We start from the raw sequence: 17,891 nt of genomic DNA, 5'->3' as shown, positions 1-17,891 counted from the left end.
CGGGACTTTTTTATCTATGTAAACAAGTTAAAACTATAAAGTTCCTTCTTGGTTCATGTTCTGAATGTAAACAGCATGTTTGATTTCTGTACGACGAGCAACAGATTTTTTCTCGTATGCCTGACGACTACGTAGTTCTCTCAATACACCAGTTTTTTCAAACTTTTTCTTGAAACGTTTAAGCGCTTTATCTAATGATTCGCCGTCTTTAATGTTAATAATAATCATAACGTAGAAATACCTCCTCTCGATGTGTTTAATGTTCCCTGTTATTGGGGTTGCAAATGTAGGTAAAATATTGAAAACTAGAAAGGTTTTTATAAAAAATATTGGAAAGCTAACGGTTAAGTATTTTCAGTCTTCTTTTAAGTAAATAAAAATGCCCCGAAAAATTCGAGGCATTCATTAAACACAAAACTAAAATTAGTTATCCGTCATCAATTTATTATATAACAATTCTGTTTGCGAGATAGGAAAAATATATCTTCTATCCGTTGAGGGAACCGAAGACACGGTTCCTTTTGCAGGCAAATCTAAACCTAGTCTCAATAAATCTGGACTTCTTAACCCTTCTCCAAGCAACTCAATATTTCTCTCTTTTAAGAATGCGTCAGCAAGGGATTGAGAAGTCAAGAAATCCGCAGCCGTAAAAGTAGTTGTGGCGTCTGAACGTTGCCTAACTGCATTTAACAGACTAATTGCTCTAGCATCAACTGTGTTTGTGCTTCTGGTAATAGCCTCCCCTAAACTTAACAAAACCTCTGCGTAGCGGATAATTGGCACGTAGTCTATATAAGGAGACGGTGTTGCAAACTTACCCATCAATTTACTAGATACCCCACTTATTGTTGCCGTACCTATTAACGTCCTTCTAGCGTCTGTTGTTTTCCAACCAGCATCGGCAATAATACCAGCATCATTTAATTTAAATTCTCTTACCGAGAAAAAATACGACCCCAATGCATTTTGCCCGCCAACAACATCGGTAGTGGCATTCATTGGTGACGATAAAATTGACTCCGTAGTAGTATAAGGGGTTTTAAATACATTAGCCACATTAGCTTGTAGCGCATTGGCAACACCTGATGTTGCAGTAAACGGTGCAGCAGCACTCACAATTTTATTAGCTTCTGTAATTACATCTGCATAACGCTGCATACTTAAATAAACCCTTGTTTTAAATGCAATTGCAGTATTTCTATGACCACGTATTGTATTATCATACGCTGTAGCATAATTCAATGGCAAAGCTGTTTCAGCCTCACTCAAATCCTTCAAAATTTGAGTATAAACCTCTCCAACAGTACTTCTAGCCAAGTCGTAATTACCAGCAACGGAATTTCCTTTTAATCTTAGTGGAACCCCAGGTTTATTTCCATTACCATCATAATATGGCCTAGCATATAACTGCAATAAGCTATAATAACTAATTGCCCTTACCAATTTCGCTTCTGCAACATAATTGGCTGCCAATGCCGGCCCCACGGTTGCAGCACCACCAGCAGCCATTCCATCTATAAATAAATTACATCTATTAATTACCGAGTAAGCGGCACCCCACAAACCAGTTACCTCTTGGGCATTATTAGAGGTTGTAAAATTCCATACTTGATAAGCCGTTACAGCATTTGTTGTGAGGTTAATATAGTTATCTGCCCTTACCTCATTGTAAACGATGTACCTACCGCCATAAAAATCACTGGCCTTTAACCCTGAGTACATCCCTAGCACCTGGGCTTTTACCCTATCTGGGGTAGTAAAAGAAAATTCAAAGGAAACGGCATTAACCGATTCTGGATTTAATTTCGATTCCTTTCTGCATGATGTAGCAATAACAGCCAACAATGCAAGTGTATATATTATTTTTCTTTTCATGTTAATCATCTTAAAATTTGAAATTTAATCCTGCAGTAAACACTCTTGCACTTGCTACCGAGTTACGCTCAACACCCTGAGAACCATTAGAACCACCATTTGATGAAACTTCAGGATCAGTACCATTGTATTTGGTAAGGATGAGTAAATTTTGTCCGCTCAAAAACACCCTTGCAGAAGCGATCTTCATTTTAGTAAGAAAGCTACCCGGAAGAGTGTAACCTACTGAGATATCTCTCAATTTAACGAAATCTCCTTTATAAACATTGATATCAAGCGGCACTGCCGAACCATTAGACATGTTATCGCCCGCAACAACTCTTGGCACAGCGGTAATTTGTCCAGGTGTAGTCCATCTATTTAATATATCAACAGAGTTATTCCAGAAACGTTGATCCATGATGGATGCCTGTGTTCCATTATAGATGTAGAACCCTGCTTGATAAGTAATAGTTAAACTCAAATCAATGTTTTTATATTTAAAGTTGTTGTTGAAACCACCATAGAATTTAGGCTGAGAGTTACCATACACTTGCTGATCTTGAGAAGTTATACCCGGTGCAATTGTCCCATCTTCATATCTCCAGCGACTTGCCACAGGCGAAGCATGGTCATAAAGCATTTTTCTGCCTGTAGAACCGCTAACAAATATTCTTCTTCCAGTTGCAGGATCTACACCAGCAGTGGTTACCACATAAATCATACCTAATGATGTACCTACTCTAGAGATACTTGCAGTTTCTAAACCTGATGTTGCTGATGTAAACTGCGTAATTGTTGGTGTTAGTGCTTCAATTTCATTCTTGTTATAGGTAAAGTTAAATGATGATGACCAGCTAAAATTCTTAGTGGTAATCGCTTGTGCATTCACAGTAAACTCATAACCTTTATTATACATAGAACCTATGTTAGTTTGTGGAGAATTAGGCAAACCAGCAGATGGAGCTTGAGGAACATTATAAATTAGACCATCGATATCATTTTTATAATAAGCTAACTCGAAGGTAATCCGGTCTTTTAAGATACCCAAATTAACCCCCACATCTAATTTTTTACTGGTTTCCCAACCAATTTCTGAATTACCTGCTTGACTAAAGTTCAAAGTTGGGGTACCCCCGAACAAGCCTGCACTGTAATACGAATTTGGGGCCAAATTGCCTAAACCAGCAAAATTACCAACTTCTCCATAACTACCTCTTAATTTAAAACTGCTGAAAATTTTACCCATTTTGCCGTTTTTCCAAAAATCTTCTTGCGCTAATTCATATCCCAAACCTACACTATAAAATGTACCTGCTTTTTTATCAGGACCAAACGCAGAGTACTCATCTTGACGTAAAGTACCGTTTACTATATATTTCTTTTTATAATCATAGTTTAAACGGCCAAAAAATGAAACTAGATAATTCTCTCCAAAACCTCCTGTATTAGAAAACTGGGTATAACCAGCAGTAAAATCATTAAAAGCTAAATCAGAAAGCCCTGATCTACCAGCACCGAAAGAGGAATTCACAGTAGTTTGCTGCTCTGTACCTAAAAGTAGAGAGAATGTATGCTCATCATTAAATGTCTTATCTGCCTGAGCAGTAGTGGTCCAGACCGAACGTTTATTTTGACTATAACTCATACCCGCAGAGCCCAACGCCGCAAAACCATCGCCATTTATAGGGTTTGCAAAGGTGTCATTGGTAGAGTATAGATAATCTATACCATAAACACTTCTTAAGGTAACCATTGGAATTGGCCTATATTGTACAAATGCATTTGATTGAACCCTATTCAAATAGTTATAAGACCTATCCAAATCTATTTGAACTACAGGATTATAAAAACCTACTTGACTAACTTTATTATTCATTATACCTAGGTTATTTCCACTTAAATTATAACCACCAGTATTTGAGTAAGGCGAAACGTTAGGAGAATTAACTAAGGCCACACGACCAAGACCTGCCGTAGAAAACGCCTGTCCATCTAAAGAACCCGAACTAATCACTGCGAGGTTATCCTCATTAGCATATTGCAACTTAGCGCCTACACTTAATGATTTGCTTATTTTATGATCAATATTAAAAAGCACTCCTAATCTTTTATAATCATTTTTAACAATTATACCTTGTTGATTACTATAGTTAAGTGACATGTAATAGTTTGTAGATTCTGAACCGCCAGATACGCTTAATGAGTTGCTATAAGATACGCCTTGACGATAAGCATAATCATACCAATTTGTATTGATAGGATTCCCATCTGGACCATTTGTTAATGCATAAGCGTTAGTTGCAGCGTTAAAAGTTCCAGCATTTCTCAAACCTTCATTTTTAATATCAGTATATTGATAAGCATCCATCATATCTGGCAGCCTTTGTACTTTTGCTACACCCGTCCAACCATCATAAGTCACTGTTGCTTTCCCAGTTCTTCCTCTTTTGGTTGTAATTACAACTACACCATTAGCGGCTCTACTACCATAAATTGCAGTTGCAGATGCATCTTTTAAGATGTCAATTGTTTCAATATCTTGGGGATTAATACTTGAAAGCGCATTACCCGCAGCGTTACTTCCACTCACATCTCCTGTAAAAGATGCAACACCATCAACAATAACTAACGGATAAGAACTTAATGAGATTGAGTTAGTACCTCGAATACGAAATACGGGAGGATTGTTGAGCACACCATTTGGTATTGTGATTTGAACACCAGCTGCCTTCCCTCCAAGCGCTTGATCAAAACTTTGAACAGGCCTATTTGCAATTTGATTACCTCTAATTGAAACTACAGAACCAACCAAGTCACTTTTCTTAACCGTACCATAGCCAGTTACAACTACATCACTTAATGTACTTGTATCTTCTTCTAATGTTACATTAATTGTGCCTGAGGCAATAGTTAATGTTTTACTTACATAACCTAGGAAACGAAATGCAAGTAAGGTAGTATTATTGGGAACTGTAATGGAATAAACACCATCCTCATTGGTCTGAGTGGCAATTCTAGTTCCCGGAACAGTAACGGAAACTCCCGGAAGGGGAAGCCCTCCTTTTTCTGTAATTTTTCCAGTAATCGTCTTCTGTTGTGCATTTACCGAGGCACTTAGCAAAATTAGAAGGAACAAAACGAGTAGTTTTTCTTTCATACTTTTAGTTTTTAGGGTTAATGATTATTTTATGTGAGAAATTGAATTCTTAATAAAACAACCTAAAACAAGAAATGAATACTTTTTCTCACTACTACATTCGTCAAAAGATTAAATTTGACAAAAAAATGCGACTCACAAGCATAATTTATCATTATGCAAGCAAAAATTGCCGACAAAAAGAAAATAATAGTTTAGTTTTAAGTTTCGATTAGCAAAATAGGAATTATTTTTTTATAATTTCTATGTTTTTATAAAAAATATAGAAATTATAAAATTTTTTATCGCCAAAAATCAACATAAAATGAAAAAATAGAGGATTTTAAAGGTAATAAATCAATAAATGAGATTATAAAAACGTCATTTAGTTTATTTTATCAAATATTTACTTAAATAAAAACAAAAAAGATAGAAATAAAATGATTTTATTGAAGCTTTATCAGCGCATAGATAAGGTTTTTTAAATACCTACCACAGGGTATACATACAAACTGAAGTTTCTAATATTTTTATATAAAATTATCATACTATTCAAAAAACTATGCATTTAAAGAAATTCAACTGTTTTTTAGTATTGTTATCGCTTTGTATAAATACCTTTTCACAAACACCATATGGAAGAGGATTAGATTTAGATGATAATGCATATAAGGCCACGCCAAAAAAAGCAAAACTAACCAGAAACCTAGATATTGTACCGTCAGCAGCATCCATTAAAATGTATGCACCAACACCGGGCCACCAAAGTTATTACGGCACCTGTACAGCCTGGGCATCTGCTTACTGCGGAAAAACAATTGTGGACGCTATTAAACACAACTGGACCGATAAAGCCTACATTACAGACCACGCCTACTCACCCGCTTTTTTATATAGGTTACTAAAACCAGATGATTTAAAATGTGTTGGTGGCTCATCTATATTTATTGCTTTAGAACTGATGAAAAATAAAGGGGTTTTACCTTATAAAAGCTTATCATCGCTCTGTACAGAATCAATTAGCGAGACACAATTGAATATTGCCACAAACTCTAAAATAAAAGATTACCTAAAGATTTTTGAGAATTCAGACCCTGCCAAAATAAAAATACAGGCAGTTAAAAAATCTATCTCAGAAAGAAAGCCGGTTTTAATCGGAATGACTTGCCCACCATCATTTGGCTTAGCGAACAAAAAAGAATTATGGACACCAACAGAATCTCCCAACGGGTCTTTTGGAGCACATGCCATGTGTGTTGTTGGGTATGATGATAGTAAGTTTGGCGGCGCTTTTGAAGTGCAAAATAGCTGGGGAACAATTTGGGGAACAATGGGTTATATTTGGATCAAATACGAGGACTTTGCAAGTTTTACCAATTATGCTTTTGAGTTTATAGATTTACCTGAAACCAAGCCAAATGTTCCTGACTTATCTGGTCAAATCACATTAACATTAGCAAATAATACAGCGATACCAACTAACCTTTTTATGGCTTCAAGAGGTTTAAAGGTTGTTCCTGCCAAAACTACGTCAGGTCCGTTAACCATCTACCAAACTACAAAAGCATATAATTCTGGCACTAGGTTTAGGATTTACATTTCAAATAATCAACCCGCATTTGTATATGCCATTAGCTCTGACCTTACGAATGAAATAACGAAGATATTTCCATATAACGATGGCATTAGTGCTGCGCTTACCGATAGAAAGAACAATGTAGCTATCCCAGACGAAGATCATTTTATAGAATTTGATGAAAGACCAGGTAAAGATTTCCTTTGTGTGCTCTATAGCAAAGAACCTTTAGATATCAATGAAATCATTAAAAGAATAGCATTTGAAAAAGGTTCTTTTAACGAAAAAATATACGCAGTGCTAAAAAATCAAATCGTAGAACCTTCTGACATCACCTTTTTAAAAGATAAGATTGGTTTTAGCGGATTCAGTAAAGGTAAAAGTACTGTGGCATTAATGGTAGAACTTGATCATAACTAAAATGTATAAAGTTTTTAAATATCTATCATTTATAATCGCATTGATATGTTCTACTACTGTAAATGCACAAAACGTTCTATACCAAGCTAATTTCTCAAACGAAAGTAAAAGTAAGGATTGGCCATATTATGATTCTCCAGAAATAAACACAAAGGTTGAAGATGGTAGTTTCAAATTCACTTACAAAAAGTCAGTTGCTCATGCGGCCAAGTTTGTGTCTTATTACCCAAACAAAAACAGTAGTTTTAGTATAGAAACAACTGTAGAACATTTAAAAGGAGTTGATAATTTTGGTTATGGCATTGTGTTTGGAGCGAAAGATGTAAATAATCTATACTTTTTTGGTATTTCTGGAAATGGGAATTTCACACTTTATTCTTTTTCAAATGGGAAGTATACAAATATTCTAAATTGGCAACCCAGCAATTTTATATATAGATCACAAGGCTTTAAGAATAAATTAAAGGTTGAAAAAAGAAGTGATAAAATCTATCTCTTTATCAATAATCAACCAGTAGCTAATTTAGTAGCCCCAATCTTTTTTGGAGATAACTGTGGCATCATGGTTCAAATGAATCAGACTATCGGCTTTAATAGCTTTACGATAACCTCAAATGATTCCAATACCACAGCTTTGACTCCTGCAGACGATAACATTGGCAAAGTTGCCTACAGCACAACCTTTGACCAAGATGACGAAAATGATTGGGTTATTGCGGCAAAGGACTCAGTGAGAATGGCAATGGAGAATAGCCATTTAAAAATATTTAATTCATCTAAAAACATCAACATAAGTACTGTAACCGTTGCTGCAACATGGGTTGATATGAATAGAGACTTTTTATTAGAAACCTCAACCGTTTATTATAGCGGAAAGGGAGAAACTGGATTTGGTGTTGTTTTCGGTTTAGATACCAAACAATCTTACCAGTTTTTCATTGCAAATGCTGGGTACTTCGGCTTTGGGTATTCATCAGCCAATGGGTATAGAGATTTGGTTCCGTGGAAAGAAACAACTGCTGTAAATAAAGGAATCAATTCAAAAAACAAACTGACCATCCTTAGAAAGGAAGGAAAGATTTTATTTTACATTAATGACATATTAGTTTATACCCATGGAGATATAGGATTTTCTGGCTATCAATTTGGTTTAATAGCAGGTGGAAATCAAACTGTCGGTTATGATTATATAACTTTTAAATATTTAGATAATAAAATCTCTGTAAATCCTAACAAACAAATTGCACAGGTTGATAATAAAGTGCCAGAAATAAAAATTTTGTCTCCAGAAGTGACCAGAGGACTGAAAGTAGTTTCTGCAAATGACGGGATCAAAGTTACAGGCATTGCAAACGATGCTTCTCTCATATCTACTGTAACAATAAATGGTATTGCTGCAGTTTTAGGTACCGATGGGACTTTCTCAGCAGATGTACCCCTAAAAACCGGCGACAATTCGCTAACTGTTGTTGCAACAGATGAATTTAGAAACCAAGGCAACTATACATTTTTGGTCGAAAAACCTCAAGTTCCAAAGATTGTAGAAACATCAACTGCTAATGTATTAGGAAAATATTATGCATTAATTATTGGTGTAGAAAATTATGCCGATGATAAAATTGTAGACTTACAATACCCAGTAAGTGATGCAACAAAGCTTGCCAACACCCTTAAAACAGTTTATAATTTCGAGGAACAAAACACTAACCTGCTTAAAAACCCGACAAGGCTACAGGTATTTGCCGCGTTAGAAGATTTAATAACAAAGGTAAAACCGGAGGATAATGTATTGATATTTTATGCAGGTCACGGATTATGGATGGATTCTAGACAAGAAGGATTTTGGTTTCCTTCAGATGCTCAAAATGGTTCTAGACCAACTTACGTTTCTAATGCAGATTTAAAAGAATATATAAGTAGCATAAAATCTAAACACACACTTTTAATTACCGATGCTTGCTTTGCCGGCAGCATATTTAAAACAAGGTCTGTACTTGCCAATGCTCCAAAAGCAATTAGTGTTTTGTACGATTTGCCAAGCCGCAAAGCAATGACCAGTGGGGCCTTAAAAGAAGTGCCTGACAAAAGTATTTTCGTTGAATACCTGCTTAAAAGATTAAATCAAAATACCGAAAAATACTTATCTGCTGAAGATTTATTTTCTAAATTAAAAATAGCAGTAATGAACAATAGCGATACAGATCAGACACCAATGTACGGTGAGATAAAGAGCGCTGGAGATGAGGGTGGTGATTTCATCTTCATAAAAAGATAGTTGCCAAATACCTATTGGTAGGGATTAATAGACAAAATCATTTTGTGAAATTTATAATACATCATTTATTTCAGCATCATGAAAACTAAATTCAGCTTATCTCTAATCGTATTATTGTTTACCTTATTTAGCTGTACTTCGGCCAACAATAATTCAACTAATGAGGAAACCGGCACAACAATAGCATCAACTGGAAAATTATTCTTAAAAACCACAATGTGGAGTTCTGGACTAAGCATTGAATGGATTTACCTTGGTGATGATGGAACTATTATTTTCAATCCAAAATATGGAGTTAATCCAGTAAACATTGCCGCAGAAAGCGCCAACAATGCAAGTGGAAGTGGCACTTATAAAATTGTAGGTAATACTTTTCAAATCAAATGGAAAAACGGCAAATCTGATAGTTGGAGTTTTGAAAAAACAAAAGGCCAGTACAGCGCTATCAATGGCGGTATCGTAACTATCCCTGAGGCTTTACCAGCAAACTACAAATTAAATGGCTCTTATTCTGCAGGTGCGATTACAGCGAATCTTTCTTCTTCCTCTAAATTGAACTTTACGCCAGACGGCAAATTTACTCAAGGAAGTTACGGAGCAGTGAGCACTAATGAAACTGGCGCAAGTTCCTCAAGCAAAAATAGTGGCACCTATACCGTTTCGGGCCATACCTTAAAACTCAAATACAATTCTGGCGAAACTTACGTAGCCGTTGTGGGGATTTATAAAATATCCAATACGCTTACTTATTTCATTATAAACAGCTCGTCTTACAAACAACAATAAGTAATTCACTAAATATTAATCAAACCTAAATGTCATGAAAAAATTAATTATCTCTATGCTCTGCTTAGTTAGCTTAACAACTATGGCATTGCGAGTTAGCGCACAAAATACCGAAAGGGTTCAAGCATCTTATTTGCTTGCATTCGGTCGACTCCCATCAAGTGGAGAATTAACCTATTGGAATGGACAGGGACAAAAATCTGTTCAATGGTTGGTAGATAACCATAAAGGTTATATTAAAAGTAATCAAGGCACAATTGGCAAAGAAATAATTGTTAAAAGCTATGTAGACGCTTTAGGTTATCGCCCATCACAAAGTGAGATTAATTATCATGCTGCCTTCAATCGTACTTATACTGAAATGATGAGTAATCATTTGGTATATGTTAAAGGTGTTCCATCTGAATACGAAAAGGTAATAAAACGTTCTTATCAAACCGTATTTGGAAGACAACCTAATGCAGGTGAGCTTAGCTACTGGAAATCTCAAGGTTTATTTTCCTATATGATATTGGTGAGTTGTCATCAAGATTGGAAAAATAAAAATTCAAGTGGTCAAAGTCAAAAAATGGCTATTGCAACTAATGCTCCTTTCTTGGTAACAGCTACGGTAAGTCAAAGCGTGATGAATGAAACCAAAACTACTTTTGCAGGTCTAGTTTCGCCAGGTGGCGGAAATATGGTAGCAGCTGGAGGGGGTAATATGGTTGCAGCAGGTGGCGGCAACATGGTAGCGGCAGGCGGAGGAAACATGGTTGCAGCAGGCGGTGGCAATATGGTTGCAGCTGGTGGAGGAAACTAATAGTTAAACAACATATATAATCAAAGCCCTAGCTTATTTTTATGCTAGGGCTTTTTATTTATTTTGAAAACAAGAACTTATAAGCTGTTTAAATAGTTGTCTATTGTACTCTGAGTAGCTAATGAAACCGGAACACTTAAGTTCAAATCTGCACTAACGGTAAAGCTTGTGGCTCCGAAGTAAATTTTATCACCCATGTCAACAGAAATGATAATCAGCTTACCTGTCATACCTATTGGCATTGAGTTTAAATAAGATTGATGTTTGTTTACCGCCATTACAAATGGTAAGCCTATTACATTATTAATATTGTCGAAGATTAAATAAGCTCTTTGTTCTTTAATACTTGGAGCAGCACCCGCATAAATTGGACCTGCCGTAATTGTTGTTTTTGGATTTGGGTTACTGTAAAAGTAATCGCAATTAACCCATCCAAAATTTGGCAATGAGAACTGATAATAAGCAGGTGTTGTGAATACCCTTGCTTTTTGATTTAACATCCAAGTACTATCAGAAGCAACTGTTTGTTTAAACTCAAACAAATCCATTGGCGCTGTGCTCAAGGTGGTAGGTACATTAATATTTACAGCTGCAGCCGGATTTAGTTTTAAAAGCTGACCATTTTGAAGTGCTACAATCTGAAATTCACCCCCAGAAACTAAAAGTTGACCATTAGATTCTGTAAATTTTCCAGACAATAAAATATCTCTTTTACTTAATACTTCTTTTAAGCTAAGTTTTATATTTCCACTTACAGGATTTCCACTTGCATCTAAAAATGCATTTGCAGGAAAATCTAGCTTTATTCCTTTTGCTCCTGTAATGCTAAATGCCGTTCCGGCAATTCCATTAAAACTTTGAGTTGGAATTGAAAATTTAGAATTGAACTCTGCTAAACTTAAACCTTGAGATGAATTTGAACTGAAGTCTTTTTTACAAGATGACAAACTAAATATTACTAATGCGATAAAAGTTAAATTTTTCATGATGATTATTTTTTTGATAATGCTTACTCTATTTTGGCTTTTCTGCTTGCGCCTTTCGAGAGTATATCAACCAAAATGAAATTTTGTTACCCTAATTGTTTCACTTTTTATTTGCAACCTTTATTTAGTACCCAAATTGCCTACAGGAGCTATCTTAAAAGACACCTAGACTACATTAAGATCATTATAAATTAACTTCTTCGTCCTTTCTCCCAGATTGGTTCGAGCCTTGTTCGTTAAAACCCCTATTTTAAAGAAGCTGACTAGGAGCATCTTCGAAGGAATCTGCAAGGAGGGGCGGACTTAACGTGCACTTGATGTGGACATAATGTGGACTTGATGTGGACTTGAATTTGGTGAAGTTAAGAGAATTTGAAGCTTTGGGCAAGCTTAAATGAGAGGGCAATATGTTAAATAAAGATAAGAAATTTTGAAGTATGTCTGTATAAATTATCTGCCAATCTTAACTTGTAATAGCTTCATAAAACTTTTAATCAGCTTAAATGTTAACATAAGCCATCATTTAATAAAGAAAATTGACATGAGAAAATTAATTATTCAAGAATGGCTATCCATTGATGGTTATGCTGCTGATGAAAAAGGCTCAACTGATTTTTTTGGTTCGTCTGAAATGAGTGCAGATTCTGATCAAGATATCTTAGAGGGAATGGAAAATATAGATGCCATTTTGTTAGGGGCAAATACCTATAAATTATTTGTCGAGTTTTGGCCAACGGCCGATTCTGACAAGGAAATCATTGCCAATCGCTTAAATGAAACCCAAAAAATCATCTTTTCCAATTCACTGAAAAAAGTAGAATGGGGAAAATGGAATAACGCTAAATTACAGAGAGGAGACGCAGTAGAAGAACTAAAAAAGTTAAAACAACAAAATGGAAAAAACCTTGTTTTATGGGGAAGTCTTTCATTGACAAGATCACTACTAGCAAAAAATCTAATAGATGAAATTCAAATTAGAACTGTACCGATTATTTTAGGTAAAGGATTACGGCTTTTTGGTGAATCGGAGCAGATAAAATTTGAAACCGCAGCAATAAAACAATATGATTCAGGAATTACGCTTGTGGAATATAAATTGAAGCCACAAGCGTAATTTAGAATTAGAAATGATTACTTAAGAATCTCCCTAGCAATTACAATTTTTTGGATTTCTGAAGTTCCCTCCCCAATTGTACATAATTTACTATCGCGATAGAATTTCTCTACTGGAAAATCTTTGGTATAACCATAACCGCCAAATATCTGTACAGCTTCTGTAGCGCATCTCACTGCAACTTCAGATGCATAATATTTTGCCATCGCCGATTCTTTTGTCATGGGTAAATGCCTGTTCTTTAAATCGGCAGCTTGACGAATTAATAGTTCTGCCGCTTCAATTTCTGTAGCCATATCTGCCAATTTGAAACTAATACCTTGGAAACTAGAAATAGGCACTCCAAACTGATGACGTTCTTTTGCATAACCAACCGCAGCGAGATAAGCGCCTTTTGCAATGCCTAAAGATAAAGCTGCAATAGAAATACGACCACCATCTAAAACTTTCATAGCTTGTTTAAAGCCCTCGCCCTCTACACCCAATAAATTTTCTTTGGGCACACGACAGTTATCAAAAATCATCTCTGTGGTTTCTGAAGCACGCATACCTAATTTGTTTTCTTTTTTGCCTGCCGAGAAACCTGGCGTTCCTCGTTCTACAACGATTGCTGAAATACCTTTTGCACTACCTGCTTCTCCAGTGCGAACCATTACTACAGCTACATCTCCAGATTTACCGTGGGTAATCCAGTTTTTAGCACCGTTAATAACATATTCATCGCCTTCTAAAACTGCAGTAGTACGCATACGCAAAGCATCAGAACCTGTGTTTGCTTCGGTTAAGCCCCAAGCACCAATCCATTCTGCAGTTGCCAATTTTGGTAACCACTTCATTTTTTGTTCTTCACTGCCAAAAGCAAGTATGTGTCCGGTACAAAGTGAATTATGAGCCGCTAAAGAAAGGCCAATTGAGCCGCAAACTTTAGAAACTTCTACAATAACATCTACATATTCTTGGTAGCCAAAGCCTGAACCACCATAGATTTCTGGAACTAAAACACCCATCAAACCGAGGTCGCCCAGTTGTTTAAAAATTTCTATTGGAAAGTGTTGTACTTCATCCCATTCCATTACGTTTGGACGGATGTGTTTTTCAGCGAAATCGCTGACCATTTGTTTAATGATTTCTTGATTTTCGGCTAATCTAAAGCTAAAGCCTGTGTTCATACGGTAGGGTTTAAAAAAAGAAAAGTTTAAACACAACACCTTTTCTTGTGTTCGCATTTAAACTTTTCTTAAGATTTATATTTGGTTTAGAACAATGATAAGCAAATAAAATAATACTAGCAAGATATTTTTTATCCTTTAAAAGTAGAATGGTTTGGTATTTGGTTCAATAACCCAATCAACTCCTTATTTTGAAAGAAAACTAGTGCAATTCTTAAAGAAATTTATTTTAAAATATTTTATGCTAGACAGTTATAACGGCAAAAAAACTGAGTTTTATACACTAAGGTAGTTCTATAAACCCGATTGAAGTGTAGCCAATTCTTCCACGCTGAAAGCGAAAATGGAAGAATTGGCGAAACGGAAAGCGGGGCAACAGCACCTATGAAAAACAGACAATCGTTTTCTAAAAAACTTAATAACTTACCAAAGAAAATGTATTTGGACTGAAGAGATTTAATCTATCCTTACCGTTTAAAAAATCTAAGCTGATTAAAAAAGAATACGCAATAACATTTGCTTGCAATTGGCTCACTAGCTTTGAGGCTGCCACAACCGTACCTCCTGTTGCTAACAGATCATCGTGAATTAAAACATTTTGTCCTGTAGTAAAAGCATCTTCGTGAACTTCTAAAGTTGCGCTGCCATATTCTAAATCATAGCTTTGTTGTATGGTTTTATAAGGCAATTTTCCAGCTTTACGAATAGGAACGAAAGGAACATTTAATACCTGTGCCAAGGCTAAACCAAATAAAAAGCCACGACTTTCAATACCCGCAACAACATCTATCTTTACATCTTTTAATTGCTCGGCTAGTGCTTTAGTGATTTCCGCACATAAAGCCGCGTCTTTTAGCACTGGTGTAATGTCTTTAAAAATAATTCCTGGCTTTGGAAAATCGGCAACATCACGTAAAGTTTGTTTAATTCTAGTTTCGAGCATTTTAGAAAGTGAGATAAGGTACTAAGTTTTGAATGATTTGTGGCGTTAAGATAGCTACTTTCTTTAAATCATCAACGCTATTAAATTTTCCGTGTTGTTTTCTATATTGAACTATCGCATTTATCTGTTTATATTTTAGGTAGGGATGATTTTTCAAATCTTCAAATTCAGCTGTATTAATATTGATTTTCTTAATATTAGCAATGTCAATTCTAACTTGGTCTTTAATTTCAGCAAACTTTACACTATCCAATCCGTAAACTTCTAAAAGCTGTTCTTTCTTATAAAAACCACCTAGCTTACTTCTATAGTTCGCTATTCTTCTGGCAAAAGCAGCTCCTACTCCCTTAATTTCATCTAACTGTAAGGTATCTGCCCCATTTATTTCTACAATAACTAATTCCTTTTTAGCGTAAGCAGTTGCTTCTGGATAAGTTTTCTTCTCGAATTTATTTGTGAAACTAGTGTTTTCTATTTCTATATAAGGTAGCAAAGCTTGATATTTCTCTGGAGTAATAGTATACATTTTCTGCAAATCTTCCGGTTTGTAAAACTTGCCACCTTTATTTCTATAATTAACGATTGATTGAGCTTGCTTAGCTGAAAGACCAAGTTTTTGCCATTGGGCAACATCAATTTTATTAGGGTCAAATTTGAAAAGAGTTGCAGGTGTTGCTTCACTATCTTCAATCTGGTTACGAATTTTTGAGTAATAAGAAGGCTCTTGTTGGTTTACTAAGATTAGTTCTTTTAAAGCTATTTCTTCTTCATTTGACACAAATGAAGATTTTACGAAATAAATACTGTAAAAATAGGGCAACACACTTACTAGCAATAAACTAGCCATTAAAGCTAGCAATCCGTTATACTCTCGCTTTGTAAAGCCAAAGTAGTTATTTAACCAAGTTTTAATATTTAGCATAGGTACTCTAAATATAAATCTTATTTTTGATATTGCTTTACAAATTAATACCTCCTTTTAGATGAAGATTATTACTAAACAAGAGTTTGCCAAAGCCACCAAAATAGACAAGTTAGGCGTTCCTGGTCTTGCAGCTTTATTGATGGAAGTAATGAAGTTGAACGACATCAACAAAGTATTTTCTCAGAACGAACATTTTGCCGGATTAGAGTTTGTTGATAAAATATTAGAGACTATTGGCGTATCAATAGATTTTGACGAAGACGATTTAAAAAATATACCCAAAACAGGTGGTTTTATTGCCATTGCCAATCACCCCTATGGTGGCGTAGAAGGTTTGGCCCTAGTTAAGCTTTTATGCACGGTTAGGCCAGAGGCGAAAGTAATGGTTAACTTTATCCTAAAGAAAATACCTAATCTAAGTGAGTTTTTTGTTGCAGTTAATCCTTTTGAAAATGTACAACATTCATCGAGCATTAGTGGCTTAAAAGCTACATTCGATTTACTACAAAGCGGCACCCCTATCGGGATTTTCCCTGCAGGTGAGGTTTCTACCTTCAATTTAGAAACCCAAGAAGTTACAGACAGGCTTTGGCATCCGGTAGTAGGAAAATTGATTTCTCGCTCTAAGGTTCCTGTTGTTCCTATTTATTTTCATGGCAACAATGGGGTTTTATTTAACATCCTGAGCTTTATTCACCCCACATTAAGAACCGCAAAATTACCTTCAGAATTTTTAAATAAACAAGGTTTAAAAATTAAAGTTAGGATTGGAAAACCGATTAAAATTGAAGATATATCTTATAAAAAAGATACCAATAAATTACTTGATTTTTTAAGGGCCAGAACTTATGCATTAGGTACAAGCTTAGAGGAAGAAAAGAAATTATTTAATCCGATTAGTCTTTTTAAAAGAAAGAAAAAACCAGCTGATATAGTTGAAGAAACAGATAGAAACTTAATTGTTAAAGAAGTTGAAAAACTTACAGATTTTAGGGTTTGGGAAGAGAAGAATTACGAAGTTTATATAGTTCCTACGGCAAGTATACCTAACATTTTAAGAGAAATAGGGCGTTTACGTGAAATTACCTTTAGGGAAGTTGGCGAAGGAACAAATAAGAAAATAGATTTAGACAATTACGATATCTATTATAACCATTTATTTATTTGGGATAAGGATTTACAAAATATTGTAGGTGCTTATCGAATTGGAAAAGGTGATGAAATTTTAGATACCATGGGCCGTAGAGGCTTTTACTTATCTGAATTGTTTAAGATTAAAGAACCTTTTTATCCTATATTAAGACAAGGAATTGAATTGGGCCGCTCGTGGATTAGGAAAGAGTACCAATTAAAACCACTACCATTATTTTTACTGTGGAAAGGTATTTTGAAATACCTGATTGATAATCCACAATACCGATATATGTTTGGTCCAGTAAGTATCAGCAATAATTTCTCTAAGCTATCTAAATCTTTAATAGTAGATTATATTATTAAAAACCATTTCGACTATGAGCTGGCATCTTATGTAAAACCAAAGAATAAATTTAAGGCCGACCTTACTGCTATTGATAGGGATTTATTGGTAGAAAGTAGTGATTCATTAAAAGACCTAGACGGTTTGATTGGAGATATTGAAAACTCACACATCAAAATCCCAGTTTTGCTTCGTCAGTATATGAATTTAAATGCCAAAATTATTTGCTTTAACATTGATCCTAAATTTTCTGATTGTTTAGATGGATTTTTAGTGGTTGATGCACATAAGATTCCTGCAGAAATGCTGGAGAAGATTGGGAAGAATTTCTAGTTTATTGGTTCATTGGTTCAAAGTTCATTTGTGAATTTTACTAAAATAACAAAAGCCACGACATCCATCGTGGCTTTTTGTCTTATCAACTA

Annotated in this window: 13 protein-coding genes; 6 read left to right on the top strand and 7 right to left on the bottom strand. The window is 35.1% G+C overall.

Features of this window, described 5'->3' with window-relative positions; translation table 11 throughout:
* Positions 1-33: 33 nt before the first annotated feature.
* From rpsU to R2Q59_RS19875, 3 genes are all read right to left on the bottom strand, one after another.
* Complete coding sequence (rpsU, locus tag R2Q59_RS19885) at positions 34-228, bottom strand: 30S ribosomal protein S21 (protein ID WP_055132547.1); 195 nt, start codon at positions 226-228, stop codon at positions 34-36.
* A gap of 195 nt (positions 229-423) precedes the next feature.
* Positions 424-1,875: a RagB/SusD family nutrient uptake outer membrane protein gene (locus R2Q59_RS19880; protein WP_316772176.1), complete on the bottom strand. Its 1,452-nt coding sequence runs from the start codon at positions 1,873-1,875 to the stop codon at positions 424-426.
* 10 nt (positions 1,876-1,885) lie between these two features.
* On the bottom strand, positions 1,886-5,014 hold the full coding sequence (locus tag R2Q59_RS19875; RefSeq protein WP_316772174.1) for a TonB-dependent receptor: 3,129 nt from the start codon (positions 5,012-5,014) through the stop codon (positions 1,886-1,888).
* Between the two features lie 541 nt (positions 5,015-5,555).
* On the opposite strand from R2Q59_RS19875, the gene R2Q59_RS19870 reads away from it, so the two are divergent.
* From R2Q59_RS19870 to R2Q59_RS19855, 4 genes are all read left to right on the top strand, one after another.
* Positions 5,556-6,989, top strand: coding sequence for a C1 family peptidase (locus tag R2Q59_RS19870; protein ID WP_316787182.1), 1,434 nt, complete (start codon positions 5,556-5,558; stop codon positions 6,987-6,989).
* A gap of 1 nt (position 6,990) precedes the next feature.
* A complete protein-coding gene (locus R2Q59_RS19865; RefSeq protein ID WP_316787180.1) occupies positions 6,991-9,264 on the top strand; it encodes a caspase family protein in 2,274 nt (757 codons plus the stop codon).
* A 78-nt stretch (positions 9,265-9,342) separates the two neighbouring features.
* Positions 9,343-10,050, top strand: a complete 708-nt coding sequence (locus R2Q59_RS19860; protein ID WP_316772165.1) for a lipocalin family protein — start codon at positions 9,343-9,345, stop codon at positions 10,048-10,050.
* 34 nt (positions 10,051-10,084) lie between these two features.
* The gene (locus R2Q59_RS19855; RefSeq protein WP_316787178.1) at positions 10,085-10,852 is read left to right on the top strand and encodes a hypothetical protein; all 768 of its coding nucleotides are present in this window, start codon (positions 10,085-10,087) and stop codon (positions 10,850-10,852) included.
* Positions 10,853-10,929: 77 nt separating this feature from the next.
* Here R2Q59_RS19855 and R2Q59_RS19850 read toward each other — a convergent pair whose 3' ends face one another.
* The gene (locus R2Q59_RS19850) at positions 10,930-11,838 is read right to left on the bottom strand and encodes a hypothetical protein (protein WP_316787176.1); all 909 of its coding nucleotides are present in this window, start codon (positions 11,836-11,838) and stop codon (positions 10,930-10,932) included.
* A 541-nt stretch (positions 11,839-12,379) separates the two neighbouring features.
* Here R2Q59_RS19850 and R2Q59_RS19845 point away from each other — a divergent pair.
* Positions 12,380-12,952, top strand: coding sequence for a dihydrofolate reductase family protein (locus R2Q59_RS19845; protein WP_316787174.1), 573 nt, complete (start codon positions 12,380-12,382; stop codon positions 12,950-12,952).
* Positions 12,953-12,969: 17 nt separating this feature from the next.
* On the opposite strand, the gene R2Q59_RS19840 is transcribed toward R2Q59_RS19845, so the two are convergent.
* The 3 genes from R2Q59_RS19840 to R2Q59_RS19830 form a co-directional block, all read right to left on the bottom strand.
* On the bottom strand, positions 12,970-14,121 hold the full coding sequence (locus tag R2Q59_RS19840; RefSeq protein WP_316787173.1) for an acyl-CoA dehydrogenase family protein: 1,152 nt from the start codon (positions 14,119-14,121) through the stop codon (positions 12,970-12,972).
* Between the two features lie 415 nt (positions 14,122-14,536).
* On the bottom strand, positions 14,537-15,064 hold the full coding sequence (locus R2Q59_RS19835; RefSeq protein ID WP_316787171.1) for an adenine phosphoribosyltransferase: 528 nt from the start codon (positions 15,062-15,064) through the stop codon (positions 14,537-14,539).
* A 1-nt stretch (position 15,065) separates the two neighbouring features.
* Complete coding sequence (locus tag R2Q59_RS19830; protein ID WP_316787170.1) at positions 15,066-15,986, bottom strand: ComEA family DNA-binding protein; 921 nt, start codon at positions 15,984-15,986, stop codon at positions 15,066-15,068.
* 61 nt (positions 15,987-16,047) lie between these two features.
* On the opposite strand from R2Q59_RS19830, the gene R2Q59_RS19825 reads away from it, so the two are divergent.
* Positions 16,048-17,799: a lysophospholipid acyltransferase family protein gene (locus R2Q59_RS19825; RefSeq protein WP_316787168.1), complete on the top strand. Its 1,752-nt coding sequence runs from the start codon at positions 16,048-16,050 to the stop codon at positions 17,797-17,799.
* Positions 17,800-17,891 lie beyond the last annotated feature (92 nt).

It is taken from the genome of Pedobacter frigiditerrae (assembly GCF_032678705.1).
In the GTDB taxonomy this organism is placed as follows: Bacteria; Bacteroidota; Bacteroidia; order Sphingobacteriales; family Sphingobacteriaceae; genus Pedobacter; species Pedobacter frigiditerrae_A.
Note: the sequence above shows the minus strand (reverse complement) of the source record. Positions and strands in the feature narration are given on the sequence as shown.